The 15,229-nt window shown below is 75.1% G+C and carries 15 protein-coding genes and 1 riboswitch; of the genes, 7 read left to right on the top strand and 8 right to left on the bottom strand.

Features of this window, described 5'->3' with window-relative positions; translation table 11 throughout:
- Window positions 1-47: 47 nt before the first annotated feature.
- Window positions 48-851: an MBL fold metallo-hydrolase gene (locus E9565_RS06145; RefSeq protein ID WP_236834329.1), complete on the bottom strand. Its 804-nt coding sequence runs from the start codon at window positions 849-851 to the stop codon at window positions 48-50.
- Window positions 852-915: 64 nt separating this feature from the next.
- On the opposite strand from E9565_RS06145, the gene E9565_RS06140 reads away from it, so the two are divergent.
- The 6 genes from E9565_RS06140 to gdhA all read left to right on the top strand — a co-directional run bounded on the left by E9565_RS06140 (window position 916) and on the right by gdhA (window position 7,593).
- Window positions 916-2,430, top strand: coding sequence for a TldD/PmbA family protein (locus tag E9565_RS06140; RefSeq protein WP_236834328.1), 1,515 nt, complete (start codon window positions 916-918; stop codon window positions 2,428-2,430).
- Window positions 2,427-3,833, top strand: a complete 1,407-nt coding sequence (locus E9565_RS06135) for a metallopeptidase TldD-related protein (RefSeq protein ID WP_236828212.1) — start codon at window positions 2,427-2,429, stop codon at window positions 3,831-3,833. Before E9565_RS06140 ends, E9565_RS06135 begins: the two co-directional genes overlap by 4 nt.
- Before the next feature lie 233 nt (window positions 3,834-4,066).
- A complete protein-coding gene (locus E9565_RS06130; RefSeq protein WP_236828213.1) occupies window positions 4,067-4,369 on the top strand; it encodes a hypothetical protein in 303 nt (100 codons plus the stop codon).
- A gap of 97 nt (window positions 4,370-4,466) precedes the next feature.
- On the top strand, window positions 4,467-4,955 hold the full coding sequence (locus E9565_RS06125) for a hypothetical protein (protein WP_236828214.1): 489 nt from the start codon (window positions 4,467-4,469) through the stop codon (window positions 4,953-4,955).
- 172 nt (window positions 4,956-5,127) lie between these two features.
- Window positions 5,128-6,156, top strand: coding sequence for a C40 family peptidase (locus E9565_RS06120; protein WP_236834327.1), 1,029 nt, complete (start codon window positions 5,128-5,130; stop codon window positions 6,154-6,156).
- Window positions 6,157-6,243: 87 nt separating this feature from the next.
- Window positions 6,244-7,593: an NADP-specific glutamate dehydrogenase gene (gene gdhA, locus E9565_RS06115; RefSeq protein ID WP_236828216.1), complete on the top strand. Its 1,350-nt coding sequence runs from the start codon at window positions 6,244-6,246 to the stop codon at window positions 7,591-7,593.
- Here the strand turns inward: gdhA and E9565_RS06110 are convergent.
- Window positions 7,590-8,627: a uroporphyrinogen decarboxylase family protein gene (locus E9565_RS06110; RefSeq protein WP_236834326.1), complete on the bottom strand. Its 1,038-nt coding sequence runs from the start codon at window positions 8,625-8,627 to the stop codon at window positions 7,590-7,592. The two genes, gdhA and E9565_RS06110, sit on opposite strands and share 4 nt — an antisense overlap.
- Window positions 8,628-8,689: 62 nt before the next feature.
- On the opposite strand from E9565_RS06110, the gene E9565_RS06105 reads away from it, so the two are divergent.
- On the top strand, window positions 8,690-9,268 hold the full coding sequence (locus E9565_RS06105; RefSeq protein ID WP_236828218.1) for a gamma carbonic anhydrase family protein: 579 nt from the start codon (window positions 8,690-8,692) through the stop codon (window positions 9,266-9,268).
- A 3-nt stretch (window positions 9,269-9,271) separates the two neighbouring features.
- Here the strand turns inward: E9565_RS06105 and E9565_RS06100 are convergent, their stop codons facing one another.
- The 6 genes from E9565_RS06100 to E9565_RS06075 form a co-directional block, all read right to left on the bottom strand.
- Window positions 9,272-10,471: a cysteine desulfurase-like protein gene (locus E9565_RS06100; RefSeq protein ID WP_236834325.1), complete on the bottom strand. Its 1,200-nt coding sequence runs from the start codon at window positions 10,469-10,471 to the stop codon at window positions 9,272-9,274.
- Window positions 10,472-10,496: 25 nt separating this feature from the next.
- A complete protein-coding gene (locus tag E9565_RS06095; RefSeq protein WP_236834324.1) occupies window positions 10,497-11,567 on the bottom strand; it encodes a low specificity L-threonine aldolase in 1,071 nt (356 codons plus the stop codon).
- Between the two features lie 25 nt (window positions 11,568-11,592).
- Window positions 11,593-12,171 (bottom strand): YdeI family protein, encoded by a 579-nt coding sequence (locus E9565_RS06090; RefSeq protein ID WP_236828221.1) that lies wholly within the window; start codon window positions 12,169-12,171, stop codon window positions 11,593-11,595.
- Between the two features lie 40 nt (window positions 12,172-12,211).
- Window positions 12,212-13,288, bottom strand: coding sequence for a homoserine O-acetyltransferase (locus E9565_RS06085; RefSeq protein WP_236828222.1), 1,077 nt, complete (start codon window positions 13,286-13,288; stop codon window positions 12,212-12,214).
- Window position 13,289: 1 nt separating this feature from the next.
- The gene (locus E9565_RS06080; protein ID WP_236828223.1) at window positions 13,290-14,582 is read right to left on the bottom strand and encodes a bifunctional o-acetylhomoserine/o-acetylserine sulfhydrylase; all 1,293 of its coding nucleotides are present in this window, start codon (window positions 14,580-14,582) and stop codon (window positions 13,290-13,292) included.
- Window positions 14,583-14,625: 43 nt separating this feature from the next.
- Window positions 14,626-14,741: riboswitch (SAM riboswitch) on the bottom strand.
- An 87-nt stretch (window positions 14,742-14,828) separates the two neighbouring features.
- On the bottom strand, window positions 14,829-15,229 hold a 401-nt coding region (locus tag E9565_RS06075; RefSeq protein WP_236834323.1), incomplete at its 5' end, for a hypothetical protein.

The following is a 15,229-nucleotide window of genomic DNA, read 5'->3' as shown; positions in this document are numbered from 1 at the left end:
CCAGGCTGCCCCCGCGTCGGCGGCCAGCAGTGCCCGGGATCGCCCGGTCATGCGCGGAGGCTGATCGTCTCCCCGCGGTGAGCGGGCCGCACCGTGCCCGGCAGCCGGCGCCGGGCCACCTCGGCGACGAAGTCGCCCAGCGGCGAGGTGAACACCGCGTAGTCGTCGTAGTGCACCGGCACGGTCACCGGCGGCTTCAGCAGCTCCACCAGGTCCGCGCCCTGCCGGCCGTCCATGGTGACGGTGACGCCCAGCACCTTGGTGCCGCCCAGGTGCGGGATGACGACGTCCAGCGGGCCGCAGCGCTCCAGCACCTGGCCCAGGAACGGCCGGTAGAGGGTGTCGCCGCTGATGTAGCCGCGCCAGGTCACCGTGCCGTCGCGCACCAGCTCCAGCACGCTGCCCATCACCTGCGGCAGCACCCGGGCCAGCGGGCCCGGGCCGTGCACCCCCGGCACCGCCGTCACCCGGAGCTCCCCGTCGTCACGGGCGAAGGTGTGCGTCTGCCACGGGCGCAGGTCCGCGGTGCCGGTGAAGCCGCGGTCGGCCAGGCACCCCGCCGCCTCCGGCGTCGTGACGACGGGCGTCTCCTTCGGCAGCGACCGCGTGGCGATCCGGTCCCAGTGGTCGCCGTGCATGTGCGAGAGCAGGATGCCGTCGAGCTCGGGCAGCTGGGTGGGCAGCAGCGCCGGGTCGGTGAGCCGCTTGCTGCGCAACCCGTAGCCGAGGTGCGCGCGCTGGCCGCGGTGCAGGAAGTTCGGGTCGGTGAGCAGGGTGAACCCACCGATGTGCAGCAGCATCGTGGCGTTGCCGCCGAAGGTCATGGTCACGTCGTCCGCCGCCGGGTCCATGCGCAGGCGCTTACCCCCGGCTTCCCGGCTCACCCCTGGGCGCGGGCGCTGGTAGACAGGCGGCGTGCCAGGAACCCGCACGATCGACGAGACCTTCCTCGCGCTCCCGCTCACCGCGCTGACCGACGCCGCGCTGACCCGCGCGCTGGACCTGGGCTGCTCGCACGCCGACCTCCGGGTCGAGCGCATCCGCACGCAGACGATCAACCTGCGCGATGCCCGGCCCGAGGCGTTCACCGACGGCGAGGACCTCGGGCTGGCCGTCCGCGTGGTGTTCGAGGGCACCTGGGGGTTCGCCGCGGGCGTCGTCCTCACCGCGGCCGAGGCCGTCCGGCTCGCCGAGGAGGCCGTGGCGGTGGCCCGGGTGGCGGCCGCCCTCAACTCCGACCGCGTGGAGCTGGCGCCCGAGCCGGTGTACCCGGACGCCGAGTACGTCTCCGCCTACGACGTCGACCCGTTCACCGTGCCCGACGCCGAGAAGGCGGCGCTGCTCACCGAGCTGTCCGAGCAGCTGCTGGCCGGCGACGGCGTCGAGCACGTGCAGGCCGGCTGCATGCTGGTCAAGGAGCAGAAGTACTACGCCGACACCGCAGGCACCCGCACCCGGCAGCAGCGGGTGCGCGTCAACCCCGAGCTGACCGCGCTCACCGTCGACCGGGCCACCGGTGCCTTCGAGAGCATGCGCACGCTCGCCCCGCCGGCCGGCCGCGGCTGGGAGTACCTCACCGGCACCGGGTGGGACTGGCGCGCGGAGCTCGCGGAGATCCCCGAGCTGCTGCGCGAGAAGACCAGGGCGCCCTCGGTGCAGGCCGGCCGCTACGACCTCGTCGTCGACCCCTCGAACCTGTGGCTGACCATCCACGAGTCCATCGGGCACGCCACCGAGCTGGACCGGGCGCTGGGCTACGAGGCGGCCTACGCGGGGACGTCGTTCGCCACGCCCGACAAGCTGGGCTCGCTGCGGTACGGCTCGCCGATCATGGACGTCACCGGCGACCGCACCGCCCTGCACGGGCTGGCCACGGTCGGCTGGGACGACGAGGGCGTCGCCGGGCAGCAGTGGGACATCGTGGAGGACGGCGTCCTCGTCGGCTACCAGGTGGACCGGAACACGGCCCGGCTGGGCGGGATGGACCGCTCCAACGGCTGCGCCTACGCCGACTCGCCCGGCCACGTGCCCCTGCAGCGGATGGCCAACGTGTCCCTGCAGCCCGCCCCGGACGGGCCGTCGACCGAGGAGATCATCGCCGGGGTCGAGCGCGGCATCTACGTCGTCGGCGACAAGAGCTGGTCGATCGACATGCAGCGCTACAACTTCCAGTTCACCGGCCAGCGCTTCTACCGCATCGAGGGCGGCCGGCTCGCCGGGCAGCTCCGCGACGTCGCCTACCAGGCGACGACGACGGACTTCTGGGGCGCCATGCGCGCGGTCGGTGGCCCGCAGACCTACGTGCTGGGCGGGGCGTTCAACTGCGGCAAGGCGCAACCGGGCCAGACCGCGGCGGTCAGCCACGGCTGCCCCACCGCCCTGTTCGAGGGCGTGACCATCCTCAACACCGTCGAGGAGGCCGGGCGATGAGCCGGTTCCAGCGCCCGCAGGACGTCGTCGAGGAGGCGCTGGCCGCCTCCACCGCCGACGGCCAGGTGGCGATCGTCGTCGAGGGGGCCGAGGCGAACCTGCGGTGGGCCGCCAACAGCCTGACCACCAACGGTGCGATGCGGTCGCGCTCGGTGGTGGTGATCTCCTTCGTCGACGGCGGCGCGGGGATGGCCGCGGGCACGGTGAGCCGCTCGGGCGCCCCCGACGTCGCCGCCCTGGTGGCCGCCAGCGAGCAGGCCGCACGGGATGCGGGCCCGGCCGAGGACGCGATGCCGCTGATCGCCCCGGATCGCGACGGCGGAGCCCCGCCCGGGGCCGGGGACTGGGACGCGGACCCGGCGGAGACCTCCATCGGGGTGTTCGCCGACTTCGCGCCGGCGCTGGGCCAGGCCTTCGGCGAGGCCCGCGACCGGGGCGAGCTGCTGTTCGGCTTCGCCGAGCACTCGATGCGCACCACCTACCTGGGCAGCTCCACCGGCCTGCGGCTGCGGCACGACCAGCCCTCGGGGCGGGTGGAGCTCAACGGCAAGACACCCGACTTCGGCCGGTCGGTCTGGGCCGGCACGGGCACCCGCGACTTCCGCGACGTCTCGGTCGCCGATCTCACCGCCGACGTCCGCCAGAAGCTCGCCTGGTCGCAGCGGCAGGTGGAGCTGCCGGCCGGCCGCTACGAGACGCTGCTGCCGCCCTCGGCCGTCGCCGACCTGATGATCTACCTCTACTGGACGATGGAGGCGCGCGACGCCGACGAGGGCCGCAACGTCTTCGCCCGGACCGGTGGGGGCAACCGCATCGGCGAGCGGCTGGCCACCCTGCCGCTGACCCTGCGCAGCGATCCGCACGCCCCCGGGCTGGAGACGTCGCCGTTCCAGGTGGTCGGTGCCTCCTCGGGCGCCGCCTCGGTCTTCGACAACGGCATGGCGACGCCGGCGGTGGACTGGATCGCCGGCGGCGTCCTGGCCGACCTGGTCCGGCCGCGGTCGTGGGCGCTGAGGACCACCGCGCCGGCCACCGCCGCCGTGGGCAACCTCCTGCTCGAGCTGCCCGGCGCCACGACGACGCAGGCGGAGATGGTCGCCGCGACCGACCGGGGCCTGCTCCTCACCACCCTCTGGTACATCCGCGAGGTGGACCCGCAGACCCTGCTGCTCACCGGGCTCACCCGCGACGGGGTCTTCCTGGTGGAGAACGGGGAGGTGACCGGCGCGGTGAACAACTTCCGGTTCAACGAGTCCCCGGTCGACCTGCTCGGCAGAGCGGTGCAGGCAGGAGTCACCGAACGCACGCTCCCGCGGGAGTGGAACGACTGGTTCACGCGGACGGCGATGCCGGCGCTGCGGGTCCCGGACTTCAACATGAGCAGCGTCAGCCCGGCGAGCTGAGGCCGGTCCGGCGGGTCGGGGCCGTTCCGTCACACTTCCGCCAAGTCGATCTCGGGCACCCTGGCGGAAACTGACGGCGACGACCTGTATGCGTCGAACTACCCTCAGTGGCGGTACCAGAGCTGGCAGGAGGCTTTACCCACAGCGGGCGGATGCCGAAACATCCCCTGGCTCGGAAAACCGGGTACCGCACGCGAGCCCCGCTCCCACGGGGCTGTCGAGGGGAGGACTCCGTGACCAGGAGTCGCAAGCCGTCCGTCTTCCAGGTGGGCAAGGTCCGCGACGACGGGCACACCGTCGTCATCTCCGGCTGGGGCCTGGGCCTCTGCGCCGCCGGCTGCACCTGCCACCGCCACCCCTCCGCCGGTCACCTCGCCATCGCCGAGGACCAGGCAGGGGGCTCCATCGGCCTGGTCAGCTTCCGCGAGGACGGCTGCGACTGCTGCGAGCCGTGGACCTCCGAGGAGCTCTCCGGCATCCTGCGCGACTTCCAGGCGCTCGCCGCCCTCGAGGTGCAGGAGCCCCTCGCCGGGTGAAGGACCTCGCCGCCCCCCGGTGCTCGCTCCGCTCGCGCCGGGTCCCTGCGGCGAGGCCGTTCCAGTACGTCACCTCTGGGGTAGTGCGGTTCCCGTGATGGGACGCGCTGCCGTGCGGGGGGCTGTTGCCGGGATCGCCGGGGTCGCGGTGATGACCCTCGGGGAGAAGCTCGAGCAGGCCGTGACCGGGCGGCCGGACAGCTACGTCCCCGCCCGCACGCTGACGGCGCTCGGCACCGGCCGGCGGCTGCCCGGGTCCGCCCGCCCGCCGGTGCGCAACCACCTCATGCACTGGGGCACCGGCGCCGCCGTCGGTGCCCTGCGCGGCATCTGGGCCGCCAGCGGGCTGCGCGGCGTGCGCGCGTCGGCCTGGCACGCCTCCGTCCGGCTGGCCACCGACCAGACGCTCGAGAACGCCACCGGCGTCGGGGCGCCGCCCTGGACCTGGTCCCGCCGCGACCGGGTCGTCGACGTCGCCCACAAGGTCGTCTACTCCCTCGTCACCGGCGCCGTGGCCGACCGCCTCGTCCCCCTGGCGCCGGACCGGCTGCCCGACGGCACCGCGGCCGGCCCCCGCCGACGCTGAGCCGCCCGGGAAGGCGGCGCGCTCCTGGGACCCGTGTGACGGGCGGGACCAACCCGCGTCCACCGGCCCGCGCGCCCCCGCTACCGCGTGGTGCGAGATCCCTACGTTCGGTGCTGACGCGCATGGTCGTGGCCCCTTCCCCGGGCCCGGGCGCAGGTGATCGGAGGCCAGGGTGCAGGCGCAGCGCACGACTCCCCGACGCCGCACGCGCGCCGTCCTGACGGTCGGCGCCGCGGTGCTGGCGGCGGCGACGGCGGTCCTCCCCCCGACCGCGGCCTCCGCCGACCCCGGCACGGTGGCCGAGGCGGCGGAGCGGATGGCGGAGGCGGCCCAGCAGCTGACGGTCATCGAGGCACAGGTCCACGAGGCCGAGGAGATCGTCGCAGCGCACCAGCAGGCCGCCGTGGCCGCCGCCGAGCAGGCCCGTGCCGCGCGCGAGGCGCTCGCCGTCCACGAGCCGCAGATCCGGGCGATCGTGCAGAGCAGCTTCACCGGTCAGGCGCAGTCGCGGGTCGCCGCATTCCTCACCAGCGACTCCGCGGGCGAGCTCGTCCAGCAGATGACGACGCTGGACATGATCGCCACGCACACCAACTCGGTCATCGCGCAGGTCGCCGCGGCCCGCGCCGCCGCCGACGAGGCCCAGGCCGCCGCCGACCAGGCCGCCGCCACCGCCCAGGCGGGCCTCACCGAGCTGCAGGCCCAGCAGGCCGAGGTGGAGCGGCGCGCCGTCGAGTACCAGTCGGACTACGCCCGGCTCTCCGCGGCCGAGCAGGACCGGGTCTCCACCATGGTCGCCGGGCCCCGCCTGGCGGCGCCGTCGGTCGCCGAGCTGCCGGTCGCGCCCGGTAGCGCCGCGGCGACCGCCATCCAGGTGGCGCTCGCCCAGGTCGGCGCCCCCTACCGGCGCGGCGCCACCGGTCCGGACGCCTTCGACTGCTCGGGGCTGACGTCCTACGCCTACGCCGCCGCCGGCATCACCCTGCCGCGCACCAGCGGCGGCCAGTCGAAGATCGGCCCGCCGCTCTCCCGCGGCGAGCTCCAGCCCGGCGACCTGGTCTTCTACTACTCGCCGATCAGCCACGTCGCGCTGTACATCGGCAACGGGATGATCGTGCACGCCCGCACCTACGGGACGCCGCTGGCGGTGACCACGGTCGACCAGGGCGGCTTCCGGTTCGGCGTCCGCCCCACCGGCTGACGACCTACCGCCCGACCCCGTTCCGCGACCCCCGAGCGAGCGACGTACGTTGCGCGTGATGAGCGACCGGCGCGAGAGGGGCACGTGGTGAGTGGCGAGGTACCGGAGACCGTCCGCGCGATCTACGACGAGGTGCTGCGCCGGAACCCCGGTGAGACGGAGTTCCACCAGGCCGTCCGCGAGGTGCTGGAGTCGCTGGCCGTCGTCCTCGGCCGGCACCGCGAGTACACCGAGATGAAGACGGTGGAGCGCATCTGCGAGCCGGAGCGGCAGATCATCTTCCGGGTGCCGTGGCAGGACGACCGCGGCGAGGTCTGGATCAACCGCGGTTTCCGGGTCGAGTTCAACTCCGCGTTGGGGCCCTACAAAGGCGGCCTGCGCTTCCACCCCTCGGTGAACCTGGGCATCGTCAAGTTCCTCGGGTTCGAGCAGATCTTCAAGAACGCGCTCACCGGCATGCCCATCGGCGGGGGCAAGGGCGGCGCGGACTTCGACCCCAAGGGGCGGTCGGACGCCGAGGTCATGCGGTTCTGCCAGTCGTACATGACCGAGCTCTACCGGCACCTGGGGGAGTACACCGACGTCCCCGCCGGTGACATCGGCGTCGGGGCGCGCGAGATCGGCTACCTGTTCGGCCAGTACAAGCGCATCACCAACCGCTACGAGTCCGGCGTCCTCACCGGCAAGGGCCTGGGCTGGGGCGGTGCGCTGGTGCGCACCGAGGCCACCGGGTACGGGGCCGCCTTCTTCGCCGACGCCATGATGCGGGTGCGGGGCGAGTCCTTCGACGGCCGCCGGGTCGTGGTCAGCGGCTCGGGCAACGTGGCGGTGTACGGCATCGAGAAGGTCCACCAGCTCGGCGGCACCGTCGTCGCCTGCTCGGACTCCGGCGGCTACGTGGTCGACGAGAAGGGCATCGACCTCGACCTGCTCAAGCAGGTGAAGGAGGTCGAGCGCGGCCGGATCTCCGACTACGCCGAGCGCCGCGGCTCGGCGAGCTTCGTGCCGGACGGGAGCATCTGGGACGTCCCCTGCGACGTGGCGATCCCCAGCGCCACGCAGAACGAGCTCGACGGCGACGCCGCGGCGACCCTGGCCCGCAACGGCTGCCGGTACGTGGTGGAGGGCGCCAACATGCCGGCGACCCCGTCGGCGGTGAAGGCCTTCCGCGACGCCGGCATCGCCTTCGCCCCGGGCAAGGCGGCCAACGCCGGCGGGGTGGCGACCTCCGCGCTGGAGATGCAGCAGAACGCGTCCCGCGACCGCTGGACCTTCGAGCACAGCGAGGCCCGGCTCGAGGAGATCATGCGCGACATCCACGCCCGCTGCCACGAGACCGCCGACGAGTACGGCTCACCGGGCGACCTCGTCCTGGGCGCCAACGTGGCGGGCTTCCTGCAGGTGGCCGACGCGGTGCACGCCCACGGCTTGATCTAGAGCTCGGTGCGCAGGACCTCCGCGGCCCGGGCCAGGGAGCGCATCTTGCCGGCGGCGGAGGCCCGGGACAGGTACTTCAGCCCGCAGTCGCTGGTGAGCACCAGCCGGTCGACGTCGACGTCCTCGAGCGCGCGCCGCACCCGGTCGGCCACCGTCTCCGGCGTCTCCACCTCCTCGGTGGAGAGGTCGAGGACGCCGAGCGCGATGCCCTTGCCCCGCAGCGGGCGCAGCGTGGCCGGGTCGAGGTGCGACTGCGCGGTCTCCACGGCGACCGTGTCCACGGGGGTGTCGGCGAGCTCCGGCAGGAACGAGTAGCCCTCGGGCCGCTCGGAGACCATCGCCGCGTAGCCGAAGCACAGGTGCAGGTGCACCGGCCCGGGGGCGCCCTCGACGGCACGGGTCACCGCCTCCGCGCCGTACTCCCGGGCCACCTCGGGCCGGGCCTGCAGCCACGGCTCGTCGATCTGCACGATGTCGGCGCCGGCGGCGAACAGGTCGGCGATCTCGGCACGGACGACGTCGGCGTAGGCAAGGGCCAGCGACCGGCCGTCGCCGTAGTGCTCGTCCTGGGCCTGCTGGGCCATCGTGAACGGGCCGGGGACGGTGATCTTCACGGCCCGGTCGGTGTGGGCGCGCAGGAAGCGGACGTCGTCGGCCTGGACCGGGGCCGGCCGGCGGATGTCGCCGACGACCCGCGGCACCGGGATCGGCTTGCCGGACCGGTTGAGGATGGTCCCGGGCTGGTCGACGTCCACGCCGCTGAGCGCCGTCGCGAAGTGGTTGGAGTAGGACTCGCGCCGGATCTCGCCGTCGGTGACGATGTCGAGCCCCGCCTCCTCCTGCGACCGGATCGCGAGCAGGGTCGCGTCGTCCTGCGCGCCGGCGAGGAGCTCCGGCGGGATGCGCCACAGCTCGGCGGCCCGCACCCGGGGCGGGAACTGGTGGGCGAGGCGGTCGCGGTCGATCAGCCAGTCCGGCTGGGGCAGGCTGCCGACGATCGACGTGGGCAGCGGGGGCAGCGGTGCGGCGGGCATGCAGGGAGTCTGCCGAGGATCCGCTGCGTGCGCCTCGTGCGGGGCTGTGCTGTGCTGAGGGCGTGGCGGACAACTACATCGCGGAACTGCCCTTCGGGGCGCCCAGGATCGACGACGAGGCCTTCGTCGCGCCGACCGCCGTCGTGGTGGGCGCGGTCACCATGGGCCCGCGCGCGAGCATCTGGTACGGCGCCGTGGCCCGGGCCGACCAGGAGACGATCGAGATCGGGGCCGGCTCCAACGTCCAGGACGGGTGCACGCTGCACTCCGACCCGGGCTTCCCGCTGGTGGTGGGCCGGGACGTGACGGTCGGGCACCGCGTCGTGCTGCACGGGGCCCGGATCGACGACGAGGTGCTCGTCGGCATGGGCAGCGTCGTCATGAACGGGGCGCACATCGGCACCGGGTCGATCGTGGCCGCCGGGGCCGTGGTGACCCAGGGCAAGCAGTTCCCCCCGCGGTCGGTGATCGCCGGCGTCCCCGCCAAGGTGGTCCGCGAGGCGACCGACGACGACCTGCTGCACATCCGCGGGAACGCGGCCGCCTACTCCGAGCGGCTCCCCGAGGCGCGCAAGGTCCGGCCCGTCGTGCGCCGCCCCCTCCCGTCGGCCGGTCACCTCCCCGGCGACGGGATGCCCTAGGGGTCAGCGGGCGAGCCACTCCCGCAGGCCGGCGAGCAGCCGGTCGACGTCGTCGGCGTCGCTGTAGGGCGCCAGGCCCACCCGCAGCCCGCCGGTGTCGCCGAGCCCGAGCCACCGGCTCGCCTCGATCGCGTAGAACGAGCCCGCCGGCGCGTTGACGCCCCGCGCGGCGAGGAAGCGGTAGGCGTCGGCGGCCTCGCCCGCCTCGAAGGTGAGCAGCAGCGTCGGCGTGCGGTGCGCCGCCCGCGACCACAGCCGCACCCCGGGCAGCCCGGCGAGCCCCGCCTCCAGCCGCTCGCGCAGCCGGTCCTCGTGCTCCTCGATCGCGGTCATCGCCGTGACCAGCCGCTCCCGGCGGCTGCCGCCGTCGCCCAGCGCGGCGAGGAAGTCCACGGCGGCGGTCGTCCCGGCCAGCAGCTCGTAGGGCAGCGTGCCGAGCTCGTAGCGCTCGGGCACGGCGTCCGAGCTGGGCAGCAGCTTCGCCGGGTGCAGCGTCTCCAGCAGCGCGGGGTCGGCGGCCAGGACGCCGCAGTGCGGCCCGAGGAACTTGTACGGCGAGCAGAGGTAGGCGTCGGCACCGAGCGCGGGGACGTCGACCGGCGCGTGGGCGGTGAGGTGCACGCCGTCGACGACGAGCAGCGCACCCGCCGCGTGCACCCGCCCGGCGATCTCCTCGATCGGCGGCCGCGTGCCGATCAGGTTGGACGCCCCGGTGACCGCCACCAGGCGTGTGCGGTCGGAGAGCACGGCGGCGACGTCGTCGGCGGTCAGCTCGCCCGTGGCGGGGTCGAACGCCGCCCACCGCACCGTCGCGCCGGCGGCCTCCGCGGCGACCACCCACGGCCGGATGTTGGCGTCGTGGTCCAGCCGGGTGACCACGACCTCGTCCCCCGGGCCCCAGCCGGCGGCCAGCGTGCGGGCCAGGTCGAAGGTGAGCGCGGTGGCGCTGCGCCCGAAGACGACGCCGCCCGGCTCGACGCCGAGCAGGTCGGCCACCGCCGAGCGCGCGCCCAGCACCGTCTCGTCGGCGAGCCGCTCGGCGGCGGTGACCGAGCCGCGGTTGCTGATCGGCGCGGTCAGCGTCGCGGCGACCGCCCGGCCCACCGCCTCGGGCACCTGGGTCCCGCCCGGGCCGTCGAAGTGCGCGGTGCCGCCGGCCAGCGACGGGAAGCAGGAGCGGAGCGCGGCGACGTCGAAGCCCATGGTCGCCGACGCTAGCGCCCGGCCGTCAGGACCTCCCGGCCAGGGCGGCGATCGCCGACCGCGCCTCCTCGACGGTCAGCGCCAGCGTCGCGTCGCCCACCGGCAGCTCCACCCGCACGGCGCCCGGGTCGCCGGTGACCGCCGCCTGCGGCCAGGTCCACAGGCCCTCGTCGGCGGCCAGCCGCCGGGCGGCCGTGGTGAACGCGTCCGGGGTGGTGCGGAGCAGCAGGTGCAGCATCGGCGTCTGCGGCGGGTCGGGGACGACGGTGACGCCCGGCAGGTCGCGCACCGCGCCGGCGATCTCGCGGGCGCGCGCCAGGTAGGCGGGCATCAGGGGCAGCCGCCGGCGCAGGCAGGCCAGCGCCGAGGCCGCCGCGGGCCAGAGGCCGAACAGCGTGCCGCCCAGGCGGCGGCGCCACTCGCGGACCTCCTGGACCACGTCGGCCGGGCCGGCCAGGCAGCAGCCGGCGAGCGCCCCGATGCCCTTGTAGAAGCTGACGTACGCGGTGTCGAACAGCCCGGCGATCTCGGCCGGCGGGCGGTCGTAGCCGGCCGCGGCCTCCCACAGCCGGGCACCGTCCAGGTGCGCGGCCGCCCCGCGCTCCCGGGCCCAGGCCACCTGCGCCGTGAGGTCCTCCCACGCCGGGATCGGGCCCCCGAGGTCGCGCTGGGGCAGCTCCACCAGCAGCGCGGCGGGGTGCTCGGCGACGGCGTCGAGGTCGGCGCGCAGCAGCAGGCGGTACCGGTCGCCCGCCGGGCGCAGCACCATGCCGTGCAGCCGCTCGAACGCCTGCTCCTCGTGCCGGATCAGGTGGCTCTCCGGGTGGCAGACGACGGTACGCCGACCGCTCCGGTCCGCGTGCACCCGCAGCGCCGCCTGCTGGGCCATGACGCCGCTGGGCAGGTACACCGCCGCGGGCAGCCCGAGCAGCTCCGCCACCTCGGCCTCCAGCTCGGCCACCACCCCGCCCTCCCCGTACCGGTCCGGCGCGGCGTCCGCCGGGACCGTGGCCAGCAGGTCGGCCGGCCGCCACGCGCCGTGCCCCGTCAGCGAGCGGGTGCAGCCCTCGCGCAGCGCCAGGAGGTCGTCGTCCACCCGGCCAGTCTCGCCCGTGGCCCGCTCAGCGCCCGCCACGGCCCTCGGTGAGCGCCCGCACCGCGGCGGCGATCCGCTTCGCCCGGCCGGCCGGGGTGGCGGCGGTGTGCACCCGGAAGAGGATCGCGAAGCGGTCCTGCCCGCCGAGGGCGTCGAACGCGTCCCGTGCCCCCGGCTCGGCGGCCAGCGCCGCCGCGAGGTCGTCGGGCACGGTGGCGGTGGCCGGGCCGGGGTAGGCGCGGGCCCAACGGCCGTCGGCGCGCGCCGCCTCGACCGCCGCGAGGCCGGCCGGGCGCATCCGCCCCTCGGCGGTCAGCCGCTCCACGGTGGCGACGTTCTTCTGCGACCAGACGCTCCGCGGGCGGCGCGGGGTGAGCCGCAGCAGGTGGTAGCTGTCGTCCAGTCGCAGGCCGCGCCCGTCGATCCACCCGAAGCACAGCGCCGCCTCGACGACCTCCGCGCTGGTGACCGACCGGATGCCCGAGCCCTTGCGGGCGATCTGCACGTACAGGCCTGGAGCCGTGGCGTGCTCGGCCTCCAGCCAGGCCTCCAGGGCGGGCTGGTCGGCGAACGGCAGCATCGGCAGGTCCGTCGGTGCGGGCACGGCACCATCCTGGCCCGGGGGTGCGACGGATCGGGGCGCCTCAGCCCGCCAGCAGCTCGCGCAGCAGCGCGTCGACCTCGGCCGTCTCGACGAGGAAACCGTCGTGGCCGTAGGGGGAGCGGATCAGCCGCAGCGGGACGCCGAGGGCGTCGGCCACCCGCTGCTGCTGCGCCACGGGGTACAGCCGGTCGCTGTCCACGCCTGCGACCAGCGCCCGGGCGGTCACCCCGGCCAGCGCCGCCTCCACCCCGCCGCGGCCCCGGCCGACGTCCCAGCTGTTCATCGCCTGGGTGAGCACGACGTAGCTGCCGGCGTCGAAGCGCCCGGCGAGCTTGGCCCCGTGGTGCTGAAGGTAGGAGGCGACGGCGAAGCGGCCGTCCTCCTGCAGCCGGGTGCCGAAGCGCGCCTCCAGCTCGTCCGCGCTGCGGTAGGTGAGGTGGGCGATCCGCCGGGCGACGTCCAGCCCCGCCACCGGCGGGTCGTCCAGCGGGTAGCCGCCGTCCCGCCAGCGGGGGTCGGCCCGCACCGCGGCCTGCTGCGTCGTCTGGGTGCCGATCTGGTCGGCCGAGGCGACGGCGGTCGAGGCGAGGAAGAACAGCGCCCCCACCCGGCCGGGGAACCGCACCGCCCACTCCAGCGCCCGCATGCCGCCCATCGAGCCCCCGGCGACGGCGGCGAACCGCTGGACGCCGAGCGCGTCGGCGAGCGCGGCCTCGACGCGCACCTGGTCCCCGACGGTCACCTCGGGGAACCGCGCGCCCCACGGCCGGCCGTCCGGCGCCGCCGACGACGGCCCGGTCGTGCCCTGGCAGCCGCCGAGGACGTTCGCGCAGACGACGAAGAAGCGGTCGGTGTCCAGGGCCGCGCCGGGGCCCACCACGCCGCCCCACCAGCCGGGCGTCGGGTGGCCGGGGCCGGCCGGGCCGACGACGTGGCTGTCACCGGTCAGCGCGTGCTCGACCAGGACGGCGTTGCCGCCGCCCGGGGCGAGCGTCCCCCAGGTCTCGTAGGCGACCCGGATCCCGGGCAGGGTCCCGCCGCGCTCCAGCTCGAAGGCGGCGGGCAGGTCGAGGAACCGCCGGTCGCCCGCCGGATCCCCCTCGACCCACCCGCCCACGTCAGGCGGACTTGGCGGCGCGGAACCCGGCCTCCAGGTCGGCGAGGATGTCCTCGATCCCCTCCAGGCCCACGGCGAGCCGCACCAGGCCCGGGGTGACGCCGGTGGTCAGCTGCTCCTCCGGGGTCAGCTGCGAGTGCGTCGTCGAGGCCGGGTGGATGACCAGGCTGCGCACGTCGCCGATGTTGGCGACGTGGCTGTGCAGCTCCAGGGCCTCCACGAACCGCTTGCCGGCCTCCACGCCGCCGTGCAGCTCGAAGGTGAGCACGGCACCGGCCCCCTTCGGCGCGTACTTCTGCTGCGCCGCGTGCCACGGCGAGGAGGGCAGGCCCGGGTAGTTGACCCGGTCGACGGCGTCGTGGGCCTCGAGGAACTCGGCCACCCGCTGGGCGTTCTGCACGTGCCGCTCCATGCGCAGCGACAGCGTCTCGATGCCCTGCACCACCAGGAAGGCGTTGAAGGGGGAGACCGCCGGCCCCAGGTCGCGCAGCAGCTGCACCCGCGCCTTCAGCGCGAACGCCGGTGCGCCGAGGTCGGCGTAGACGACGCCGTGGTACGTCGGGTCGGCCGTCGTGAACATCGGGTGCCGGCCGCCGGTCCAGTCGAACGAGCCGCCGTCGACGATGAGCCCGGCGATCACCGTGCCGTGGCCGCCCAGGTACTTGGTCGCCGAGTGGACGACGACGTCGGCGCCGTGCTCCAGCGGCCGCACGAGGTACGGGGTGGCGATGGTGTTGTCGACGATCAGCGGCACGCCGTTGCGGTGCGCGACGCCGGCGACGGTCTCGATGTCGAGGACGTCGCCCTTGGGGTTGCCGATCGACTCGGCGAAGAACGCCCGGGTGTTCTCCTGCACCAGTGACTGCCAGTTCTCCGGGTCGTCGGGGTCCTCGACGAAGGAGACGGTGATGCCCATCTTCGGCAGCGAGTGGTGCAGCAGGTTGTAGGTGCCCCCGTACAGCGAGGCGGAGGCGACGACGTGGTCGCCGGCCTCGGCCAGGTTGAGGATCGCGAGGGTCTCCGCGGCCTGGCCGGAGGCGACCGCGAGCGCCGCGACGCCGCCCTCCAGCGACGCGACGCGCTGCTCCAGCGCGTCCTGCGTCGGGTTCATGATCCGCGTGTAGATGTTGCCCATCTCCGCCAGCGCGAAGAGGTCGGCAGCGTGCTGGGTGTCCCGGAACTGGTACGCGGTGGTGGCGTAGATCGGCAGCGCGCGGGCGCCGGTGGCCGGGTCGGGGCTGGTGCCGGCGTGGATCTGCCGGGTCTCGAAGCTCCAGCTCTGCGGGTCGGTCATGCGCCGTCTCCTTCGCTCGCGGGAGATCCCGCGGCGCACGGGAACTCCGTCCTTGCCGGGGGCGGGGCGCCGGCCGGCCGGCTCTTCCCCTGGAGCACCTCGGACGGAGTCGAGGTTGCCGGGCAGCCAGCCAGGTGCTTCGCGCTGCCTCTCAGGAGCCGACGTGATCGTAGGACGCCCGTGCGCACACCGCGCGCCCGCCCCCGCACCGGGGCGATGTCCCACGTGAAACACCGGCCCCACCGGCTACGAGCCGGGTGCCGTCTCCCCGCCCGCGCCGCCGGTCGGCACCGGCGCGGTGGTCTCCGGGACGGTGGTCGTGGTGCCGGTCCCGTCCCCGTCCGGGGACGAGGGCGCGCTGGTGGTCGGTGAGGTCGGGCGGGTGGTCGGCACGGGCGTCGTCGTCGGCCCCGGCTCCTCGGTCGGTTCCCCCGGTTCCGTCGGCCCGGTCTCCGTCGGCCCGGTCTCCGTCGGTCCCGTCGGCGCGGTGGGCTCGGTGACGGCGGTGTCCTCGGCCGGCGGGGTGGCGCCGGGCGCCGGCGGCTTGACGTTGAGCCACAGCGCGAAGACCGCGACGAAGAGCACGGCGAGCACCACCGTGGAGGTGCGGGCGCGGCCGAGCCGGCGGGGGATCGCCGCCCACCAGC

Origin of the sequence: Blastococcus sp. KM273129 (genome assembly GCF_021698995.1) — a bacterium.
In the GTDB taxonomy this organism is placed as follows: Bacteria; Actinomycetota; Actinomycetes; order Mycobacteriales; family Geodermatophilaceae; genus Blastococcus.
This window is presented reverse-complemented; position numbering and strand designations above follow the sequence as displayed.

Excerpts from the sequence above, each read along its gene's own strand:
- E9565_RS06145 (WP_236834329.1), bottom strand. The coding sequence starts at position 851 with ATGGACCCGGCGGCGGACGACGTGACCATGACCTTCGGCGGCAACGCC.
- E9565_RS06135 (WP_236828212.1), top strand. The coding sequence starts at position 2,427 with ATGAGCCGGTTCCAGCGCCCGCAGGACGTCGTCGAGGAGGCGCTGGCC.
- E9565_RS06125 (WP_236828214.1), top strand. The coding sequence starts at position 4,467 with ATGGGACGCGCTGCCGTGCGGGGGGCTGTTGCCGGGATCGCCGGGGTC.
- E9565_RS06110 (WP_236834326.1), bottom strand. The coding sequence starts at position 8,627 with ATGCCCGCCGCACCGCTGCCCCCGCTGCCCACGTCGATCGTCGGCAGC.
- E9565_RS06100 (WP_236834325.1), bottom strand. The coding sequence starts at position 10,471 with ATGGGCTTCGACGTCGCCGCGCTCCGCTCCTGCTTCCCGTCGCTGGCC.
- E9565_RS06080 (WP_236828223.1), bottom strand. The coding sequence starts at position 14,582 with ATGACCGACCCGCAGAGCTGGAGCTTCGAGACCCGGCAGATCCACGCC.